Raw genomic sequence first — 15866 nt, forward strand, 5'->3', positions numbered from 1 at the left:
TCGACAATGACGGACGCTCTAGGCATCGACAACGACGGCGAGCGGATGATCCCCGCGTTCCACCGGCCTTCGCTGCTGTACGCCGAGCATCTGACGCGCTACCTCGCCGCCGCCGAGATCGTCCGCGGCAAGCGCGTCCTCGACATCGCGAGCGGGTCCGGCTACGGCTGCAGCCTGCTCGCGGGCACCGCCGCGTCGGTCGTCGGCGTCGACGTCAGCGAGGTCGCCGTGAGCTACGCCGCGCGCACCTACGGTGCGGGGAATCTCGAGTTCCGGCACGGGGACGCGGAGAAGATCCCGCTCGAGGACGACAGCGTTGACGTCGTCGTGACGTTCGAGACCATCGAGCACGTCGCGGACTACCACCGGTTCGTCGCCGAGATCGACCGCGTCCTCGCCCCCGGTGGCATCGCGCTCGTCTCGACGCCGAACGACCTGGAGTTCGTCGAGGGCAACCACTTCCACCTGCACGAGTTCGTGTACGACGAGCTCCTCGAGCTTCTCGCCCCGCACTTCGGGCACATCAGCCCGTACTTCCAGGCGACGTGGCAGGCCGTGGCCATCGGTACCCTGGAGCAGTTCGCGACCGAGGGCGTCGTCCAGGCCGAGATCCACAACCTCGCACCGCTCGAGCGCGACCAGTACCTGTACTTCTACCTGGTGTGCTCCCGCGAGCCGACGGACGCGACCGTGCCGTCCGTCCTCGCCCTGGGCGGTCACCACTCGGACCGTGCGATTCAGCAGCGCGACCTCGGCACGCAGGGCCGCATCGACGCGCTCCAGACCGCCCTCGCCCAGGCGCACCGCGACCTCGCGCAGGCGTACCACGACCTCGACACGGTGCGCGCGACGCGCAGCCACCGGATCGCGACGGGGCTGTCGTCCGTGGCGGGCCGGCTGCGCCTCGCCCGGCGCTGACCGGCGGGGCCGGTCGGGCGCTCAGCGCGCCCGGGCGGCCCGCCACCGGTCGCGCACCTTGCCGGCCGTGTGTCGCACCCCACGCATGCGCAGGTGGCGCACGGCTGCGGCCGCGTCGTCGCGCAGCCGACGCGCCGGGCGGACAGCGTCCGCGACGGCGGGCGGGAGCCGACCGGCGTCGGCTGAGCGTCGAGGTGAGGCGCAGATCTCGGCGAGCGGCTGGAGGACGTGCGACCACGTCATCCCGCGCGCCACGCGTCGGACGTCGGCCGCCGCCGCGGTGCGTGCCGCGTCGTCGGTGAGCAGCTCCGCGAGCGCGGCGGCGAGCGCGTGCTCGTCCTCCGCCGGGACGACGCGGCCGAGTCCCTCGTGCCGGATCAGCGGCGCGAACGCGTCGCCGTCGGTGCTGACGATCGGCAGGCCGGCCCAGAGGTAGTCGAGGATCCGGGTCCGGAAGGAGAACTCGGTCTCCACGTGCGGGAAGTGGCACGAGACGCCGAGGTCGGCGTCGAGCAAGTAGTCGGCCCGGCGCTCGTACGGCACCCACTCTTCGTTGAAGAACACGTGCGTCCCGACCAGTCCGAGCTCGTGCGCGAGCTCGCGGAGCCAGACGGCCGTCCGCATCTCCGGCACGTCCGGGTTGGGGTGACGCATACCGAGGAAGTACAGGCGCAGGCGCGGCACCCGCTCCTTGAGGAGGTCGACAGCGCGCACCAGCGTCAACGGGTCGAACCAGTTGTAGACGCCGCCGCCCCACAGGATGACGAGATCGTCCTCAGCGATGCCCGGCACCACCCCCTTGATCGCGGGTGCCGTGCGCAGCGGCTCGGCGTCGGCGACGCCGAACGGCACGAGGCGGACGAGGTCCCGCAACGAGGGGTCGGCGTCGTAGACGAGGGGGTTCAGTCGGCCCGCGGCGGCGAGGTGCCCGATCCACAGGTCACGCTGACGCGGGGAGGCGCACAGGAACACGTCACCCCGCCGCACCTGTGCGTCGAGCTCGCGCAGCGCGGACGCGAGGGACGCGTCGCGCTCCGCCAGCGGCCTGTCGCGCAGGACCTCGAGGCTCTCGATATGGAACGGGTCGTACAGGTCGACGACGAGGACCACGTCCGCATGCTGCAGCCACGGGAACGTCGCCGCAACGTACCCCTGCAGGACCACGACGTCGGCTTCCTCGACGGCGGCCCGGAACTCCCCGATCTCGACGTGCCCGATGTCGAACGCGGTCGCGGTACGGCGGCACTCACCGAACGTGAGCAGCCGGACGTCGTGCTCCGCGGACAGGAACGTCGCGATCTCCCAGGCGCGGATCGCAGGCCCGGCCATCTGCTCGGCGATCCGGTCGAGCGTGACGACCAGGACGCGCGTACGCGACGTGCCCGACGCCGTCACCGCTCGCGACCGCTCACGCCGTCGGCCGCCGGGACCGGCTCCTCCCACCGGGCGGGCAGCGCGAGGTAGCCGCCGGACCAGTGCCCCTCACCAGCGTCCACGGAGAACCGCGCGATGTCGCGGACGTGGTCGATGGAGTGGGTGGTGCTCGAGTCGGTGACCGCCGCGGTGACGATGTACTCCCCCGGGTGCAGCAGCACCGTGGGCAGCACGCACTCGATCACGCCGTCGCCGCTCACACGACCGAGCGCCGTACCCGCGTCACGCGTGTTGGTCGCCGCCAGGTAGGTGCCGTCGCGGGCCTCGAGGGCGAAGCCGACGACCGGGTCGTCGACGGGCGTCTGGGCCGTCCAGTGCAGGCGGAAGCGTGCGGGCCCGCCGACGACGAGCCGTTCCTCGCCGGACGGTCGGCTGACCTCGACCCGGTTGATACGCACCTCGCCGCTGCCAGTGTGCTCGCGTCCCCCGACCACCGCGGTGCCGCTCGCCGACCGGGTGGACCGCTCGTACTGCTCGAGCACGTCGCTCGCGGGGCCGGCCTCCCGCAGCCGGCCCTTCTCGAGCCACGCCGCCGTGTCCGACATCGCGCGTACCGACGGGAGCGAGTGGGACACGATGACGACGGTTCGCCCCTCGCGGTTGAGGGTGCCGAACTTCTCCATGCACTTCACCTGGAACGCCGCGTCGCCGACGGCGAGGACCTCGTCTACGAGGAGGATCTCCGGTTCCACGTTGATCGCCACCGAGAAGCCCAGGCGCACGTACATGCCGGACGAGTAGTTCTTCACCGGCTGGTCGATGAACTGCTCGACGCCCGAGAAGTCGACGATCTCGTCGAACTTCCGGTCGATCTCCTGACGGGTCATGCCGAGGATCGAGCCGTTGAGGTAGACGTTGTCGCGGCCGGAGAGCTCGGGGTGGAACCCCGACCCGACCTCGAGCAGCGCAGCCACCCTGCCGTGCATGCTGATCTGCCCGGAGTCCGGCTCGAGGATCCGCGCCATGCATTTGAGCAGGGTCGACTTGCCCGAACCGTTGTCCCCGACCAGGGCGAACGTCGAGGACTCGGGGACCGCCAGGCTCACGTCGTCGAGCGCGAGGAAGTCCTCGTAGCTGCCCCGGGAACGACGCATGACCGCCGACTTCAGGGTCTGGTTGCGCTCGTGGTAGACGCGGAAGCCCTTCGTCACACCCTCGACGACGATCGCGTCGCCCATTAGAGCACCTCCGCCAGGCGTCGCTGGTGTCGCGTGAACACCCACGAGCCGGCGACGAGCGCGGCCACGGCCCACGCGACGCACTCCAGAGCGGTCCCCCACTCGGGCAGCCGGTTGTCGTAGAGCAGGTTGCGGAACACCTCGGAGAATCCCTCCATCGGGTTGAGCTTGTAGAGGTCGAGGATCGTCACGTCACCGACCACGGGACCGGCGGCCTCAGCACGCCGCGCGACCTCGGACAGCGGGTACAGAATGGGCGTCAGGTAGAACCACACCTGGAACAGGATCGTGATGAGGTGCTGCATGTCCCGGAAGTACGCGTTGGCGATCGCCGCCAGCATCGCGACGCCGAGGGCGAACGCGGCGAGCGTGACCATCGCGAGGACGACCAGCGGCAGGTAGACCAGGGGGCTGCCGCCGAACAGCAGGATGGCGATGACCAGCACCACCATCTCGATCGCCCACGTGTAGCTCGTCGCCAGGGCGCTGGAGACGACCAGGGCGGACCGCGGGAAGTACACCTTCTTGATGAGGTTCTCGTTGCCGACGAGCGAGGCCATGCCGCCCGTGACGACGGACGTGAAGAAGGCCCACGGCAGCAGCGCGCACATGAGCCACAGCGCGAACACGTCGAGGCCGCTCGGGTCACCCTTGCCCGGCTCGATCCGGATGATGACCGAGAACACGAGGGTGAAGACCAGCATCTGCGCCAGCGGGTTGGCCAGCGACCAGAGCTGCCCGAGGGCCGTCCGCTTGTACTTGCCTTTCACCTCGCGCCTCGTCAGGTTGACGAGGAGCTCGCGCGACGATCGAACGTCGGCAATCAGGCTCACAAGACCTCCGGGGTTGGCTTTTGCATCCGGCGCGCGACAGTATCCGGTGCTCCGGGCGGCGGCTCACGATACCCCAACGGCATCCTGGGACCGCCGCCCGGCCGGCGCGCTGCCGTCAGCCGAACCAGCCCTGGACGTCGATGACGACGTGGCTGGTCCCGCGGTCGTTGTAGACCCGGACCAGGCGCTCCGGCCCGAGCGGGACGACCGTCATCGCGGCCTGGTCCCGCCCCCGCCCCGTGTTGAGGTCGGACGCCGTGGGCCGCGAGGTCCCCGGCTGCCACGCCGTGAGGAACGTCGTGTCAGTCTGCTGCGTCGCCGCGAGCGACAGCACGGCCGCCTGGGCCTGCTGCGGAAGAGCGACGGCCCCGAGCGGCAGGTCCCGGGACTCGCCCTGACCGAGAGGGCTCGTCGTGCGGGTGTCGGTCGCACGCGCCGGGTCGATGGGCGTGAACCTCATCGGCGCCCCCGCACCGAACCACCCGATCACGTCCACCACCACATGGGCCTGCGCGCCCTGCAGCGTCAGCGCGAGCCTGCCGTCCGCCGAGAGCGGCACGACCGTGCGGTTGCTCACGTTGTCGCCCGGCAGGTGGTTGACGCTCGCGATCGTCGGCACGGCGCCACCGGCCGGGTGAGCGATGATGTTGCCCGGGCCTGCCGGACCCACCGAGCTCACGTTGGCCAGGACTGCGGTCGCGCCGGCCGGCACCTGGGCGCGCCCCGTCACCTGGACCTCCCGGGTCGCACCCGAGGTCAGCGGACCGCCCTCGCTACGAGTGTCGAGCAGCCGCGCCCCCGTGGCCAGCGGCCGGTAGCCGACGCCCGACGAGCCGTCGACGAAGTAGCCGCTCACGTCGACGACGACGTGGACGGACCCGCTGTTGTTGTAGACGCTCACCTTGCCCTCGCCGCCGACGCCGACCATCACGCCGGACGCCGCGGTGATGCGGGGATCCGCGTTGAAGGTGGAGGACGACGGGACCGGTCCACCGGCAGGCCACACCCTCAGGAACGTCGTGGTGGACGGCGCCACCGCGGTGACGTTGAGCGCGACCGCCTTCGCGTCGGCAGGCACGCCCGCGGTGCCGGCGACGGTGACGTCGACCCGTCCACCCGGCCCGAGGGCCGCGCCGCCCGGACGCGTGTCGAGGAGTCGCGCGGGAGCGACCGGGACGAAGCGCAGGTCGCCGACCAGGGGGACGCCGGGGACCGTCGGCGGCACCGACGTGCCGGTCACCTGCACGCGGGCGACGAACCCGACGACGGGGCGGCCGTCACGCGTGTCGACGCCCTCCAGGGAGAGGCGGTACGGACCCGGACCGACGGGCGCGCCGGCCTCGTTGCGCCCGTCCCAGACGATGAGCGCCCCACCACCGGTGGGTGACGTCACGGCGAAGACCGACCGGACCTGCTGGTCCGTGCGTTCGTCGACGACCCGCAGCGTCGAGTGGATGGTGCCGGTCGCACCACCGAGCACGGCGACGGACCCCCCGACCGGCACGCTCGTCGCCGACAGCGACGGGTTGACGTACTGCCCGGCGATGATGTCGCGTGCCCGCTGCTTGATGATCCCGAGCACCGCGTACCCGCGCTCGCCGGGGCACGCGGTGTACGCGACGTCGCGGTGGCCGATCACGACGGGGAGCGAGAGCGTCGTTCCGCCCGCGTACCGCGAGTTTTCGCCGCCGAGCGTCGTGTAGCCGACGGTGCTGCCCGGGTCCCGGTGGTACGACGCCATCCGCCACGCGATGAGCCGGGCGACGCTCTCCTGCACCGCGGCGGACGGCGTGATGCTGCTGTAGTCCCCGAGCATCGAGATGCCGAGGGTCGCGGTGTTGAAGCCCCCGGCGTGTACGCCGATGACCGGCCGCGTGCCGGACTCGTCGCGCCCCTCGTAGATGTTGCCCCACTTGTCGACGAGGAAGTTGTAGCCGATGTCGCACCAGCCGCGGGCGTCCTGGTGGTATCGCTGGTCGCCCCTGATTTGGGCCATCGCCTCGCCGACCGTCGCGTACGTGTTCGGACCTGCGGTGTGGTGCACGACCGTGGCGAGGAGCGTCGAGGCGACGTCCGGCGCGCACCGCTGGGGCGCGGCCCCCCACCCCTCGCGCGTCACGATGGCCGGCGCGGCGGGAGCACTCGCCACTACGCTCCCGCCAGCCGCGGCCAGGTCTGCGGGCGCGGACAGGACGGTCGGCGCGGAGAGGACGGTCGGCGCGGACAGTGCCGCGTCCGCGGACCGGTCGGCGCCGTCCGGGGCGTCATCGGTGGCACCGACGAGCGCGAGCCGGACGTCCTGCACCGAACGCGCGCCCTCTCCGAGCGAGAGCTGCACGTCGTCCGCGTCGCCGATCCACACGGACTCCGTGCCCGCGCGGACCTCGCGGCTCGCTTCGGCGGTGCCGGCGTCGGGCACGGTGCCGTCGCTCTCGAGCGGGATCCACTGGGACCAGGTGTCGTCCGTCCGCGTCCGCACGCGGACGTCGACGTCGGCGGCGGACGGCCCCGTCGACCAGGTGACGCCGAGCGTCTGGTAGCGCGTCACCGGCACCGCGGCGGAGACCGTGCGCGTACCGACCGCGTCGGCGGCCACCACGTCCGGCAGCTCCGCGGACAGTTCGGGCGCCGGCACGGTGTCCGTCCCCGGCCCCGCCGGCGTCTGCCCCTCGACCACGACCGGCACCTCGTCGACAACGAGCGGGTCGAGCGGCTGCTCGGCGACCGGCGGGACCGCCGGCGCCTTCGTCGCGGTCGCGCCCGCGCCGGCGGCCGGTGCCGCGGAGGTGACGGACAGCGCGAGCGCGAGCGCGAGGGCGCGTGCAGCCCAGGGCCACGGGTGCCTGCGAGGGACGGCGAACCCCGGACGGCCGTGGCGTGCGGACAACGGTGCCTCCTTGCGATCCCCCGGTCGCACCGACCCCTCGAACCGGCCGTGCGCTGCGGGACGCAGTGTCAGCCCCCGCTGCGGGGCGGGTCAAGGACCGCGGCGGGCGTGGCGGCGACGGCCCCGGGCGCGCGGACCCGCGCGACCCGTGCCGGGCCGTCCCACCCCTACCCGCCGCGCCGATAGAGTGCAGCCCATGAAAAAGGCACTGGTGACCGGTATCACGGGGCAGGACGGCTCGTACCTGGCGGAGCTCCTGCTCGACAAGGGCTACGAGGTGCACGGGATCGTCCGACGGTCCAGCACCTTCAGCACCGACCGCATCGAGCACCTGTACAAGGACCCCCACGAGTCCGACGCCCGCCTGTTCCTGCACTACGGCGACCTGAGTGACGGCACCGGCCTGCGGCACATCCTCGAGAAGGTGGCGCCCGTCGAGGTCTACAACCTCGCGGCGCAGTCCCACGTCGGCGTGTCGTTCTTCCAGTCCGAGTACACCGCGGACGTGGACGCGCTCGGCACCTTGCGCCTGCTCGAGGCGATCCGCGACTTCTCTCAGCGGACCGGTCAGAACGTCCGGTTCTACCAGGCCGGCACGTCCGAGCAGTTCGGGTCGACGCCGCCCCCGCAGTCGGAGACGTCCGTCATGCACCCGCGCAGCCCGTACGCGGTGGCCAAGCTCTTCTCGTACTGGCAGACGATCAACTACCGCGAGTCGTACGGCATGTTCGCGTCCAACGGCATCCTCTTCAACCACGAGTCCGAGCGTCGCGGCGAGACCTTCGTGACGCGCAAGATCACACGTGCTGCGACGCGGATCTCGCTCGGGCTGCAGGAGAAGCTGTACCTCGGCAACCTCGACGCGAAGCGCGACTGGGGCCACGCGAAGGACTACGTCGAGGCGATGTGGCTGATCCTCCAGCACGATGTCCCCGACGACTTCGTGGTGGCGACCGGCCAGATGTACTCCGTGCGCGAGTTCGTGGAGAAGGTCTTCGGCCGGCTGGACCTCGACTGGGAGAAGCACGTCGAGATCGATCCCCGGTACTTCCGCCCCGCCGAGGTGGAGGCCCTGCAGGGCGACGCGACGAAGGCACGCACGGTGCTCGGGTGGGAGCCCAAGGTCGGCATCGACCACCTCGTGCAGCTGATGATCGACAACGACCTGGAGCTGGCCCGTCAGGAGCGCACGCTGCGCGACGCGGGCCACGCGGTGGCGCCGCGGTCCGGGGCCAACGATTGACACGCCGCATCTATCTCGCCGGTCACCGCGGGCTGGTCGGTTCGGCACTCCGTCGTGCGGTCCTGCGCCACGGGGACGACACGGTCCAAGGCAGCGAGCGTGTCGACTACCGTGACCGAGCACGGACGTTCGCCGCGCTGGCCGCCGCGAAACCCGACGTGGTCGTGCTCGCGGCGGGACGCGTCGGCGGTCTGGGCGCGAACCTCGCTCGCCCGGTCGAGTTCCTCGACGAGAACCTGCTGATCCAGTCGAACGTCCTGGCCGCGAGCCTCGCCGCCGGGGTCCGCCGCCTGCTGTTCATTGGCAGTGCGAACGCGTACCCGGCCGACGCGCCGCAGCCGATCACCGAGGCGTCCCTCGGGACGGCCGCGCTCGACGAGGGGACCCGCTCCTACGGGCTCGCCAAACTGGTGGGCACCACGCTGTGCGACGCGTACCACGCCGAGTACGGCGTCACATACCACTCCGTGATGCCGTGCAACCTCTACGGACCGGGTGATCGCTTCGACCTCGAGACCGCGCACGTCGTCGCTGCGACGCTGCGCCGGTTCGGCGACGCGGTCACGACCGGCGCCGACGAGGTGGTCGTCTGGGGCTCGGGCAACCAGCGCCGCCAGCTGCTGCTCGCCGACGACCTGGCGGAGGCGTGCCTGGTGCTCCTCGGCCTGGAACGGCCACCGTCGGTCGTCAACGTCGGTCCGCGCGGCGACACGTCGATCCGCGAGCTCGCAGAGCTCGCGGCGTCGGTCGTCGGATTCCGCGGTGCGATAGCCTTCGATGCCACAAAGCCCGAGGGTGTCCTGCGCCGCGAGCTCGACACGAGCCGGATGCACGATCTCGGCTGGCAACCTCGGCACTCGCTCGAGGACGGCATGCGCTCGACGTGGCGGTGGTACGTCGAGCAGCAACGACAAGCCCCTGTAACGGAGACCTCTGCATGACGGCGTCGCAGCCAGAAGTTCGCTATTCCCTGTCGCAGTCCACGTGGGACGACGCCGAGCACGCCGCGCTGCAGCGCGTCATCGCGAGCGGTCAGTTCACGATGTCTGCCGAGACCGCCGAGTACGAGCGGGTGTTCGCCGACTTCCTGGGCACCCCGTACTGCGTGGCCGTAAACTCGGGCAGCACCGCCAACCTCCTCATGACGGCCGCCCTGCGCTACCGCAGGTCCGACGCGCTCGCGCCCGGTGACGAGGTCATCGTCCCGGCCGTGTCGTGGCCGACGACGTACTACCCCCTGAGCCAGTACGGCCTGCGGCTGAAGTTCGTCGACATCGACGCCGAGACGCTCAACTACGACCTGGACGCGCTCGAGGCAGCCATCACGGACCGGACCCGGCTCGTGATGGTCGTGAACCTGCTGGGCAACGCGAACGACTTCGACAGGATCCGCGCCCTGTGCGAACCGCGCGGCATCGACATCGTCGAGGACAACTGCGAGTCGCTGGGCGCCACCTTCGGTGACCGGCAGTGCGGGACCCACGGGCTCATGGGCACCTTCAGCAGCTTCTTCTCCCACCACATCTCGACGATGGAGGGGGGCGTCATCTGCACCGCCGACGAGGAGCTGTACCACATCCTTCTCTCGCTGCGGGCGCACGGGTGGACGCGCAACCTCCCTAAGTTCAACCAGGTCACGGGTGAGAAGAGTGACGACCCGTTCGAGGAGTCGTTCAAGTTCGTCCTGCCGGGCTACAGCGTTCGACCGCTGGAGATGAGCGCGGCCGTGGGCATCGAGCAGATCGCGAAGCTCCCCGGTTTCGTCGCGGACCGCCGCCGCAACGCGGCCCGATACCTCGAGATCCTGTCCCGCTACCCTCAGCTGATGACGCAGCGCGAGATCGGCGAGGCGAGCTGGTTCGGGTTCAGCATGGTGGTGCGCCCGGGCGCGTCCTTCGGCCGCTCCGACCTCGTACGGGCGTTCCAGGCTGCCGGCATCGAGTGCCGCCCGATCGTGGCGGGCAACTTCGCCAAGAACCCGGTCATGCGGTGGCTCGACCACGAGGTGCACGGCACCCTGCGCAACGCCGACCTCATCGACACGAACGGGCTGTTCATCGGCAACCGTGAGGGTGACCTCGACGCCGAGCTCGACCTGCTCGCGTCGGTCCTCGACGAGGTCGTCGGCGCATGACGACGTCGAAGCGCCCCCACGTCCTGGTGGACATGCTGTTCTGGACCGGCACCAAGGGCGGGATCGAGACGTACGCCCGCGAGCTGTACTCGGCGCTGCGCGGCACCGACCGCTTCACGTTCACCGCGCTGGCGAGCACCGAGTTCGCAGCCTCGAGCCCGGACTGGTTCCCGGGGCCCGTGGTCGACTCGGGCGTCAGCGGCAACATCGCCGGTCTCAACCGGTTCCGGTGGTCGTGGGCAGAGCTCCAGGGCGTGTCGCGCTGGGCGGACCGCCTCCGCGCGGACCTGATCCATTGCCCGTCGCTCCTCGGACCGCGCAGCTCGAGGGTGCCGACGGTCGTGTCGATGCACGACCTGTTGTACTGGACGAATCCCGAGCACATGCCGTCGCAGCTGTTCGTCAAGCCTGCGCAGTGGATGGAGTCCATGGTCGCGAAGAACGCGACGCGGATGATCACGATCAGCCAGTCATCTGCACGCGACATCGACACCTACCTGCGGTTCCCGCGCGAGCGCCTCGACGTGATCCCGCTCGCTGGTTCCGTGCGCGAGTCGGCAGGTCGCCTCCGTACCGGGACGCCGGAGAACATGATCCTGGCCACCGGCAACCGCCTCGGTCACAAGAACTGGGCCTCCCTCATCCGGGCGCTCCCCCTCGTCCCCGAGGACGTGCGCCCGCGCCTGGTCGTCACGGGCAGCAAGGGCGACGACCCGCTGATCCCGGTCGTCGAGGAGGTCGAGATGCAGGACTGGGTCGACCTGCGCGGGTGGGTCACCACGGAGGAGATGGACCGGCTGCTCGCCAGCGCGGCGGCCCTGGCGATCCCCTCCTTCCACGACGGGTTCTGCCTGCCGGCGCTCGACGCGATGCTCATCGGCCTGCCCGTCCTGCTCAGCGACATCCCCGTCTACCGGGAGGTCGGCGGCGACGCCGCCCTGTACGTCGACCCGCACTCGCTGGAGTCCATCGCCGCGGGCATGACCGTGGTGGCCACCGACCCCGGGCGGATGCGACGGGCCGCGGAGCTCGGGCGGGAGCAGGCGGCCCGGTTCTCCTGGGCCACGACCGCCGACCGCACGCTCGACGTGTTCGACAAGGCGCTGGCCCGAGCCGCATGAGCGAGGTCGCGCAGTCGGCAGCGCTGCGCCGGATGTCGTTGCTGTCGTTGGTCGGCGGCGCGGCCTCCGGCGTCGGCATGTTCGCCCTGAGCGCGGTCGTCGCCCGCTCGGCCTCCACGAGCGACTTCGCCGACTTCGGGTTCGTCCTCGCGCTGTCCCAGGTGTGGTTCATCCTCACGGTGGCGGGGCTCGAGCTCGCCGCGCCGCGGCTTCTCGCGGGGCGGTCCCCGGAGGACCGTGGTGTCATCGTGGGCAGCGTGCTCGCGGTCACCGCCGCACTCGCCGTCGGTGCCGGCGTCGTCGCGCTCCTCGTCGCGGACCCGCTGGCCGGGGCCACGAGGTCGACGCGGGTGCTCGTGCTCATGGCGGCGGCGTTCGGTGTCGCGACAGGTTGGCGGGCCATCGTCGAACGACTGTCGGCCGCGCACGGGCGGATCGGCGCGGTGGCGGCGGTGAAGTTCGCCGAGGCGGCCGTCATCGTCGGTGGCGCGGCCGTCGCTGTCCTGGTCCTCGGGCGGCCGACGTGGAACGTGTTCGCCGGTACGGCCGTGCTCGCGGCACTCGTCGCCGTCGGCGCCTACCTCGCCGTCCTGCACCGAGGCACCGCTCCGTGGCGGGTGAGCGCAGGCACGGGTCGGCAGCTCCTCGCGTTCGCGCGGTACTCGGCGCCGACCACGGTGTTCGCCGTCGCCATGATGTACATCGACAAGTTCGCCCTGCGCATCGGCGGCGACGACGCGCAGTACGCGCAGTACACCGCCTACTTCTCCGGCTCGCTCCTCCTGGCCGTCCAGGCGGTGTTCGTGCTGCAGAGCATCGTGCTGCCGGCCACCGTTCGCGCCGCCTCGGGCGTGGACGTGCGCCGTCACCTGAGGCGTGCCGTACCGGTGCTGCTGCTCGCCCTGCCGCTGTCCTTCGTGTGCTCGGGATGGCTCGTCGTTCAGGTGCTCGGCCCCAAGTACCACTACGTCCTGGGCGAGGGGGCGGTCTTCGCGGTGTGGGCGACGCTCTACACGATCAACATCCTCGGCATGACCGCGTGCGTGGCGCGGTCGTCGCGCGCGATGCGGCAGGAGTCCATCGTCCTGGTCGCTCGCACGGCCGTGGCAGTCCTCGCCCTCGGAGCGCTCGTCGTGACCGGCCGGATCGACATCCCCACAGTCGCACTGGTGATGGTGGCGCTCGAGCTGTGCGAGTCCGTCAACGTCATCGCGATGGCGCGGCGCCACCTGGTGTAATGCCGCTCTCCCTGCTCACGGCGGCCCGGTCCCGTCACCATCCGGCGCGACGGCAGACGGGGGCGCGCCCGTCCGAGGCCGTTGAGCGGCGCTAGGCTGATGCCCTCAACGATCCCCTCGGAGGTTGCACCCGTGCACGTGCTCGTCACCGGCGGCGCCGGTTTCATCGGCTCCAACTTCGTCCACCAGACGGTGCGCGAGCGCTCGGACGTGCAGGTCACCGTGCTCGACGCGCTGACCTATGCCGGCGACGAGCGCAGCCTGGACCCGGTGGACGGCAGGATCGTCTTCGCCAAGGGCGACATCGCGGACCCCGACATCGTCGACGGCCTGGTGAAGGACGTCGACCTCGTCGTCCACTTCGCGGCCGAGTCGCACAACGACAACTCCCTGCACGACCCGTGGCCGTTCCTGCGCACCAACGTGATCGGCACGTACCAGCTGCTCGAGGCCGTGCGCCGCCACGACGTGCGCTACCACCACGTGTCGACGGACGAGGTCTACGGCGACCTCGAGCTCGACGACCCGGCCAAGTTCACGCCGGACACGCCCTACAACCCGTCGAGCCCGTACTCGTCGACCAAGGCGGCGTCCGACATGCTCGTCCGCGCGTGGGCGCGGAGCTTCGGTGTCCGCGCGACGATCTCGAACTGCTCGAACAACTACGGGCCGTACCAGCACGTGGAGAAGTTCATCCCGCGGCAGATCACGAACGTCATCGACGGTGTGCGCCCCAAGCTCTACGGCACCGGCGAGAACGTGCGCGACTGGATCCACGTCGACGACCACAACTCCGCGGTCTGGTCGATCATCGAGAAGGGCCGGCTCGGCGAGACGTACCTCATCGGCGCCGACGGCGAGATGGACAACAAGAGCGTCGTCGAGCTCATCCTCGAGCTCATGGGCCAGCCGGCGGACGCGTACGACCACGTCAACGACCGCCCGGGTCACGACCTGCGGTACGCGATCGACGCGTCGAAGCTGCGCACCGAGCTCGGCTGGGAGCCGCGCTACACGACGTTCCGCGACGGCCTCGCGGCGACGATCGACTGGTACCGGGCGCAGGAGGCGTGGTGGCGGCCGCAGAAGGACGCCACGGAGGCGAAGTACACCGTCCTCGGACGCTGACGCGCCCTTCTCCACGAATCCTCCACGCCGTCACCGGGCGACCCCCCACCTGGGCGCACGCGCGCGACCTACGATCAGGTTCGTGACCTCCCGCCATGCTGCCGTCCGGCGAGCCCGCGCGCCGCGACACGCCAGGTCCCACGCCTCCCACGTGGTCCTGCGCGGGGTCGCGCTCGCCGTCACGACGGTCGTCGTGTTCGGCGCCGCCGGGGCCGCAGCGGTGGCCTCGCGCATGAGCGGGAACGTCGAGCAGCTCGACCTGGGCGGGCTGGTCGAGGCGGGGCCCACCGCCACGCCCGACCCGTCGGACGCGCACGCCGGTCAGCCCGTCAACGTCCTGATCCTCGGGTCCGACCAGCGCGACGGCGTCAACGAGCAGATCGGCGGCGCGGAGGAGGGGATGCGGTCGGACACGACGATCCTCGTGCACGTGTCGGCTGACCGCTCGCGCGTCGAGATGGTCTCGCTCCCGCGCGACTCGCTCGTCGAGATCCCCAGCTGCACGCTCACGAACGGCCAGACGACGCGCGCGCAGAAGAGCGCGATGCTCAACTCCGCCTTCGCCACCGGCTGGGACCAGGGCGGCGACCTCGACTCCGCCGCCGCGTGCACCGTGAGCACCGTGCAGGCGAACACGGGCGTCCCCATCACCAATGTCGTGGTGGTCGACTTCGCCGGGTTCCAGAACATGGTGAACGCGATCGGCGGTGTCCCCATGTGCATCGCGGAGGACCACTACGACACGTACACGGGGCTCAACATCACCGCCGGTCAGCACGTGCTCGACGGGGTGACGGCGCTGCAGTACGCGCGCGCCCGGCACGGGACGGGCTTCGACGGCTCGGACACCATGCGTGCGGGCCGCCAGCAGACGCTCGTCGCCAACGTCGCGAACGAGGTGCTCTCGAAGAACCTGCTCACCGACGCCGGGCAGCTGCTGCAGTTCCTCAGTGCCGCGACGCAGTCGGTGACGACGAACCTGTCGGTCGTCGACCTCACCGGCCTCGCCTTCAGCCTGCGGGGCATCGACCGTGAGAACATCACGTTCATGACCGTGCCGTGGGCGCCCGCCCGCAGCGACAAGAACCGGATCGAGTGGACGTCCGCCGCCGACGAGCTGTGGGCGAACATCGCCGCCGACGTCCCGATGCTCGGCGTGCCGGACGTCCCGCAGGTGCCGGAGGCCCCCGAGGTGACGGACGTCCCCGCTGCGACCGAGCCCGGGAACGCGACCCCGACCGCGCCGCCCGTGACCGAGCCGACCCCGACCGAGAGCAAGACGCCCGGCGTCGACGCGTTCACGGCCGCGGACGCGTCCACGAGCTGCTGAGCGGGCGCATGCCTGGCCGCCGCGACGAGGACGCGACTCCTCCCCCCAGCTTCGCACCCGAGCCCGGACGCCCCCGCCCCGGAGCCGACGACGCCCGCGTGGTCGGCCGGTCGACGGCTCGTCCCGCCGCACCTGCACGGGTCGCCCGGCCGGCGACCCCCTCGGGTGGCGGCGGGCGCGGCACGCCACCGCCCCCGTCCGTCACGCGCAGCAGCATGCCGCCGCCCGGGGCTCGCAGTCCCCGCGGCACGCCACCACCCGCACCGCGCAGCGCCACGACGGCGCGCACGGGCACAGCCCGTCGGGGCGCCGCGCCCGAGGGCACCCCCGTCGGCCGGACCGCGACGCCCACGGGCGGCCCCCCGGCCTCGTTCGCTCCCGCAGCCGGGGACCGCCGGCCTGGGCGCGCGGCCGGCGCGTCG

General features: G+C 71.4%; 12 protein-coding genes. 8 read left to right on the top strand and 4 right to left on the bottom strand.

Annotated elements, in window-relative coordinates; translation table 11 throughout:
- Positions 1 to 6: 6 nt before the first annotated feature.
- On the top strand, positions 7 to 918 hold the full coding sequence (locus KKR89_RS11860) for a class I SAM-dependent methyltransferase (RefSeq protein WP_208195518.1): 912 nt from the start codon (positions 7 to 9) through the stop codon (positions 916 to 918).
- 21 nt (positions 919 to 939) lie between these two features.
- On the opposite strand, the gene KKR89_RS11865 is transcribed toward KKR89_RS11860, so the two are convergent.
- The 4 genes from KKR89_RS11865 to KKR89_RS11880 all read right to left on the bottom strand — a co-directional run bounded on the left by KKR89_RS11865 (position 940) and on the right by KKR89_RS11880 (position 7250).
- Positions 940 to 2313, bottom strand: coding sequence for a glycosyltransferase family 4 protein (locus KKR89_RS11865; protein ID WP_251140872.1), 1374 nt, complete (start codon positions 2311 to 2313; stop codon positions 940 to 942).
- The gene (locus tag KKR89_RS11870) at positions 2310 to 3530 is read right to left on the bottom strand and encodes an ABC transporter ATP-binding protein (RefSeq protein WP_208195519.1); all 1221 of its coding nucleotides are present in this window, start codon (positions 3528 to 3530) and stop codon (positions 2310 to 2312) included. The genes KKR89_RS11865 and KKR89_RS11870 overlap by 4 nt, the downstream gene beginning before the upstream one ends.
- Positions 3530 to 4363 carry an ABC transporter permease gene (locus tag KKR89_RS11875; protein WP_208195520.1) on the bottom strand — a complete coding sequence of 278 codons (834 nt, stop codon included), beginning with the start codon at positions 4361 to 4363 and terminating at the stop codon, positions 3530 to 3532. The genes KKR89_RS11870 and KKR89_RS11875 overlap by 1 nt, the downstream gene beginning before the upstream one ends.
- 115 nt (positions 4364 to 4478) lie before the next feature.
- A complete protein-coding gene (locus KKR89_RS11880; RefSeq protein ID WP_208195521.1) occupies positions 4479 to 7250 on the bottom strand; it encodes a peptidoglycan recognition protein family protein in 2772 nt (923 codons plus the stop codon).
- A gap of 196 nt (positions 7251 to 7446) precedes the next feature.
- Between KKR89_RS11880 and gmd the strand changes: the two genes are divergently transcribed.
- The 7 genes from gmd (at position 7447) to KKR89_RS11915 (ending at position 15444) form a co-directional block, all read left to right on the top strand.
- On the top strand, positions 7447 to 8493 hold the full coding sequence (gmd, locus tag KKR89_RS11885) for a GDP-mannose 4,6-dehydratase (RefSeq protein WP_208195522.1): 1047 nt from the start codon (positions 7447 to 7449) through the stop codon (positions 8491 to 8493).
- Positions 8490 to 9434 (top strand): GDP-L-fucose synthase family protein, encoded by a 945-nt coding sequence (locus tag KKR89_RS11890; RefSeq protein ID WP_208195523.1) that lies wholly within the window; start codon positions 8490 to 8492, stop codon positions 9432 to 9434. Before gmd ends, KKR89_RS11890 begins: the two co-directional genes overlap by 4 nt.
- Positions 9431 to 10627, top strand: a complete 1197-nt coding sequence (locus tag KKR89_RS11895) for a DegT/DnrJ/EryC1/StrS family aminotransferase (RefSeq protein WP_208195524.1) — start codon at positions 9431 to 9433, stop codon at positions 10625 to 10627. Before KKR89_RS11890 ends, KKR89_RS11895 begins: the two co-directional genes overlap by 4 nt.
- Entirely contained in the window at positions 10624 to 11748 is a 1125-nt protein-coding gene (locus KKR89_RS11900; protein ID WP_208195525.1) for a glycosyltransferase family 4 protein, read from the top strand. The genes KKR89_RS11895 and KKR89_RS11900 overlap by 4 nt, the downstream gene beginning before the upstream one ends.
- Complete coding sequence (locus KKR89_RS11905; protein ID WP_208195526.1) at positions 11745 to 12986, top strand: MATE family efflux transporter; 1242 nt, start codon at positions 11745 to 11747, stop codon at positions 12984 to 12986. Before KKR89_RS11900 ends, KKR89_RS11905 begins: the two co-directional genes overlap by 4 nt.
- Positions 12987 to 13118: 132 nt before the next feature.
- Entirely contained in the window at positions 13119 to 14114 is a 996-nt protein-coding gene (gene rfbB, locus KKR89_RS11910) for a dTDP-glucose 4,6-dehydratase (RefSeq protein WP_208195769.1), read from the top strand.
- A 151-nt stretch (positions 14115 to 14265) separates the two neighbouring features.
- On the top strand, positions 14266 to 15444 hold the full coding sequence (locus KKR89_RS11915; protein ID WP_251140873.1) for an LCP family glycopolymer transferase: 1179 nt from the start codon (positions 14266 to 14268) through the stop codon (positions 15442 to 15444).
- Positions 15445 to 15866 lie beyond the last annotated feature (422 nt).

It is taken from the genome of Cellulomonas dongxiuzhuiae (assembly GCF_018623035.1).
Taxonomy (GTDB): domain Bacteria; phylum Actinomycetota; class Actinomycetes; order Actinomycetales; family Cellulomonadaceae; genus Cellulomonas; species Cellulomonas dongxiuzhuiae.

Excerpts from the sequence above, each read along its gene's own strand:
- KKR89_RS11860 (WP_208195518.1), top strand. The coding sequence starts at position 7 with ATGACGGACGCTCTAGGCATCGACAACGACGGCGAGCGGATGATCCCC.
- KKR89_RS11870 (WP_208195519.1), bottom strand. The coding sequence starts at position 3,530 with ATGGGCGACGCGATCGTCGTCGAGGGTGTGACGAAGGGCTTCCGCGTC.
- gmd (WP_208195522.1), top strand. The coding sequence starts at position 7,447 with ATGAAAAAGGCACTGGTGACCGGTATCACGGGGCAGGACGGCTCGTAC.
- KKR89_RS11895 (WP_208195524.1), top strand. The coding sequence starts at position 9,431 with ATGACGGCGTCGCAGCCAGAAGTTCGCTATTCCCTGTCGCAGTCCACG.
- KKR89_RS11900 (WP_208195525.1), top strand. The coding sequence starts at position 10,624 with ATGACGACGTCGAAGCGCCCCCACGTCCTGGTGGACATGCTGTTCTGG.
- KKR89_RS11905 (WP_208195526.1), top strand. The coding sequence starts at position 11,745 with ATGAGCGAGGTCGCGCAGTCGGCAGCGCTGCGCCGGATGTCGTTGCTG.